Annotated in this window: 5 protein-coding genes; 2 read left to right on the plus strand and 3 right to left on the minus strand. The window is 71.8% G+C overall.

What is annotated here, in order from left to right:
* Positions 1 to 210: 210 nt before the first annotated feature.
* Both AB0M20_RS33145 and AB0M20_RS33150 read left to right on the plus strand, forming a co-directional pair.
* A complete protein-coding gene (locus AB0M20_RS33145; protein ID WP_364304277.1) occupies positions 211 to 369 on the plus strand; it encodes a hypothetical protein in 159 nt (52 codons plus the stop codon).
* 7 nt (positions 370 to 376) lie between these two features.
* Entirely contained in the window at positions 377 to 955 is a 579-nt protein-coding gene (locus AB0M20_RS33150) for a GNAT family N-acetyltransferase (protein WP_364304278.1), read from the plus strand.
* Positions 956 to 959: 4 nt separating this feature from the next.
* Here AB0M20_RS33150 and AB0M20_RS33155 read toward each other — a convergent pair whose 3' ends face one another.
* The 3 genes from AB0M20_RS33155 to AB0M20_RS33165 all read right to left on the minus strand — a co-directional run.
* Positions 960 to 1,991 (minus strand): MBL fold metallo-hydrolase, encoded by a 1,032-nt coding sequence (locus AB0M20_RS33155; RefSeq protein ID WP_364304279.1) that lies wholly within the window; start codon positions 1,989 to 1,991, stop codon positions 960 to 962.
* Between the two features lie 37 nt (positions 1,992 to 2,028).
* Positions 2,029 to 2,931, minus strand: coding sequence for a PAC2 family protein (locus tag AB0M20_RS33160; protein WP_364304280.1), 903 nt, complete (start codon positions 2,929 to 2,931; stop codon positions 2,029 to 2,031).
* Between the two features lie 109 nt (positions 2,932 to 3,040).
* Positions 3,041 to 3,448: methyl-accepting chemotaxis protein (locus AB0M20_RS33165; RefSeq protein WP_364304281.1), on the minus strand; the 408-nt coding region annotated here is incomplete at its 5' end.

Below are 3,448 nucleotides of genomic sequence, written 5' to 3' on the forward strand. Positions count from 1 at the left end.
CTGGCGGCGCAGGCCGCCGACGAACTTGGCCTTGGCGGGGCCCATCCGGACGACGTATCGGGTGAAGGCGAGCATGGTCGCGTAGGGCGGAACCGGGTTGTTCAAGGTGATCTCCCCCGCAGCTCAGAGGCGGTTTTAGTACACACATACTAATCGACGGGTACGACATTCCCCAACCCGCGGTGACCCGCTGCGCACTGATCGTCGAGGATGGCCCGATGGCATTGCCACAACCAGCGGTTCGTGGCGGCCTGCGCGTCCGCCGGGATCCCGCTGGACAGCGGGTTCGGCCCGGGCGCGCACGAGTGGGGCTACTGGGACACCGAGATCCGCACGGTGCTCGACCGGCTGCTGGACGAGATCCGATGATGGCGGCATGGAGATCACCACCTGGTATCTGGAGCAGACCAGCCCGGAGCAGATCCGTCCCGCCGCGCCACCGGCGGAGCCGGTCGAGATCCGGCGCGCCGAGCTGCCGAGTCCGGAGCTCAACCGCTACCTCTTCACGGCGGTGGGCGGCGACTGGTTCTGGACCGAACGCCTGAGCTGGACCTGGCAGCAATGGCTCGACTGGCTCGACCGCCCCGGCGTCGAGACCTGGCTGGCCACCGTGCGCGGCACCCCGGCCGGATACGCCGAGCTGAACGGCCACACCCCCGGGGAGGTGGAGATCGCCTACTTCGGCCTGTTGCCGCAGTTCGTGGGCCGGCGCATCGGCGGGCACCTGCTGACGGCCGCGCTCCGGAACGCCTGGAAGCTCGGCGATCGGTGGCCGGCGCTGCCCGAGGTCCGGCGCGTCTGGCTGCACACCGGCACGCTGGACGGCCCGGCGGCCTTGGCGAACTACCAGGCCCGGGGGCTCAAGCTCTACCGGACGGAGCTGGAGCAGGTCACCCTCCCGGCGGAGCCGCCCGGTCCCTGGCCCGGGGCTCAGCGCCCCCGGGCCGCGGGATGACGGTCTAAGCCCTGCGCCACCGTTCGCGGCTGCCCGGGGTACGCCGGACGAGCCGGGCCGCGGCCAGATGGTGCAGGTGGGCGAGCGTCTCGGCGAGCGCCATCCGCCGCATCATCCCGTGCAGGCCGTCCCACCCGCGCGACCACGTGAGACCGGCCGCGATGTCCCACGCGGCGAGCTCCCCGGCGCCGATCACCCGCAGCGTCTCGCGGCCGCGGTCGTCGTGGTGGCGCACCAGCTCCGCGGCGCGGTCGTCGATCCCACGGAACCGATACTCGTGCGCCGGCAGCGCCTCGTCGTCGGCGAACTTCGCGGACAGGTCCAGCGATGCCAGGTACGCACCCAGCGGGTCGTCCTCCTCACCCGTGCGCACGCCCACGTTCGGGCTGATCCGGGGCAGCAGGTGATCGCCGGTGAGCAGCACGCCGGCGGCCGCATCGTGCAGGCAGAGATGGCCCGGCGTGTGTCCCGGCGTCCAGACCGCGCGGACCTCGTGCCCGGACAGGGGGAGCAGATCGCCGTCCTCGATCGGCCGGTCCGGCTCGGGCATGCCGAGGAGGTCGCGCATCCGCCCGGGGTCCACGGTCAGCGCGGCCGCGTCCTGCTCGGGGCACCCGTGCCGGAGGAGCCATGCGCGGTCGGAGCCGGCCGGGCGGACGCGCCACGCCCGGGCGGGCAGGCTGAGCGCCTCGATCGGGTGCATGCCGATCCATGCGCCGCTCCGCTCGCGCACCCAGGCGCTGAGCCCGTGGTGGTCCGGGTGCATGTGGGTCACCACGACACCGGCGACGTCGCCCAGCGTCGTACCGGCGGCCTCCAGACCGTTCGTCAACGCGGCGCGGCCCTCCGGGCCGTCCCAGCCGGGGTCGACCAGCAGGACGCCGTCGTCATCCAGGAAGGCGTAGCTCAGCGTGTACCGCAACGGGCTGCGCGGGATCGGCACCGGGATCGACCACAGGTCCGGGCGCACCTGCTCGACCGGCGGCAGGACACGCTGCTGCCAGGCTCGGTGCTGCGCGGTGCCGGTTACTCGCATGCGCTCCCTCGGCTCAGCGGCCCTCGCCGGGTGCGTCTCATTCGTCCCTGGACTGCTCGGCCAGGAAGCGCTCCAGCTCGGCGCCCAGCTCGTCGGCGGTCGGCAGGTCGCTCGCGTCGCCGGCCAGCAGGTTCGCCTCCCGGCCGCGCAGGAACGCGTCGTACTGCTGCTCCAGCGAACTGACCAGGCGGCTCGCCTGCTCGTCGTCGGCGACCTGCTTGTCCACCTCGGCCCGCACCGCGACCGCGGCCTCGCGCAGCGCGCCCGTCGGCAGCGCCAGGCCGGTGCTCGCGGACACCGAGTCGAGCAGCAGCTCGGCGGCCGCCGGATAGGTGGTCTGCGCCAGGTAGTGCGGCACGTGCGCGGCGAAGCCGATCGCGTCGCGCCCACTCTCGCCGAGCCGGAACTCCAGCAGCCCGCCCACGCTGGCCGGCACCTGCACCCGCTGCAGCCACGACTCGTGCTCGCCGAGCAGCTTCTTGTCGGTGGCGTGCGCGGTCACGCTGACCGGGCGGGTGTGCGGCACGGCCATCGGGATGGCGTTCAGCCCGATGGTCATCGTGACGCCGAGCCGGTCGATCAGCTCGGTGACCGCGGCGATGAAGCGCTCCCACTGAATGTCCGGCTCGGGGCCGGTGAGCATGAGGAACTCGGTGCCGATCTCGTCGCGCAGCAGGTGCAGCGCGAGCTCGGGCTGCTCGTAGCTGGCCCAGTGGTCCTCGATGAAGATCATCGGTGGGCGGCGGGAACGGTAGTCGAGCAGCTGGTCGACGTCGAAGGTGGCGATCTTGCGGCCCTCGAGGTGCTCGACCAGGTGCTCACGGGACAGCTGGATGGCGCTGCCGGCGTCGACGAACCCGGTCAGCGCCTGAATGAGCACCGGACCGTCCAGGTCCGGAACCTCGCCGGTCAGCTCGTAGAGGCCGCTCGGTTCGAGCACGGCAGATACCTTCTTTCGAGAAGAGCCCAGGCACACCCCGAACACCAGGGGCCAACACCGCCCACCGCCGGAACATTCCGGCCGGATGTCGATCTTCTCGCATCGCCCATCAGACCTTGAAACCACCCACCAGGGTCTGCAGCTCGCCGGCGAGCCGGGAGAGTTCTTCCGAGGTACGGCTGGACTCGGCCACGCCGGAGTTGGTGTTCTGCGCCGCCTCCGCCACGCCGGTGATCGTCTCGGCGATGTTGGTCGACCCGGTCGCCGCCTCGCCGACGCTGCGGCCGATCTCGCTGGTGGTGGCCGTCTGCTCCTCGACCGCCGACGCGATCGTGTCCGAGTACGCGTTGATCTTCTCGATCACGTCCGCGATCTGCCCGATCGCGTCGACCGCCGCCGACGTGTCGGTCTGGATCGCCTGGATCCGGCTGGAGATCTCCTCGGTCGCCTTCGCGGTCTCCTGCGCCAGGTCCTTCACCTCGCTGGCCACCACCGCGAAGCCCTTGCCGGCCTCGCC

The sequence above is a fragment of the Actinoplanes sp. NPDC051633 genome (assembly GCF_040681735.1).
Taxonomy (GTDB): domain Bacteria; phylum Actinomycetota; class Actinomycetes; order Mycobacteriales; family Micromonosporaceae; genus Actinoplanes.

What these genes read in the sequence shown, in the direction of transcription:
- AB0M20_RS33145 (WP_364304277.1), top strand. Translation starts at nt 211, where the DNA reads ATGGCCCGATGGCATTGCCACAACCAGCGGTTCGTGGCGGCCTGCGCG.
- AB0M20_RS33150 (WP_364304278.1), top strand. Translation starts at nt 377, where the DNA reads ATGGAGATCACCACCTGGTATCTGGAGCAGACCAGCCCGGAGCAGATC.
- AB0M20_RS33155 (WP_364304279.1), bottom strand. Translation starts at nt 1,991, where the DNA reads ATGCGAGTAACCGGCACCGCGCAGCACCGAGCCTGGCAGCAGCGTGTC.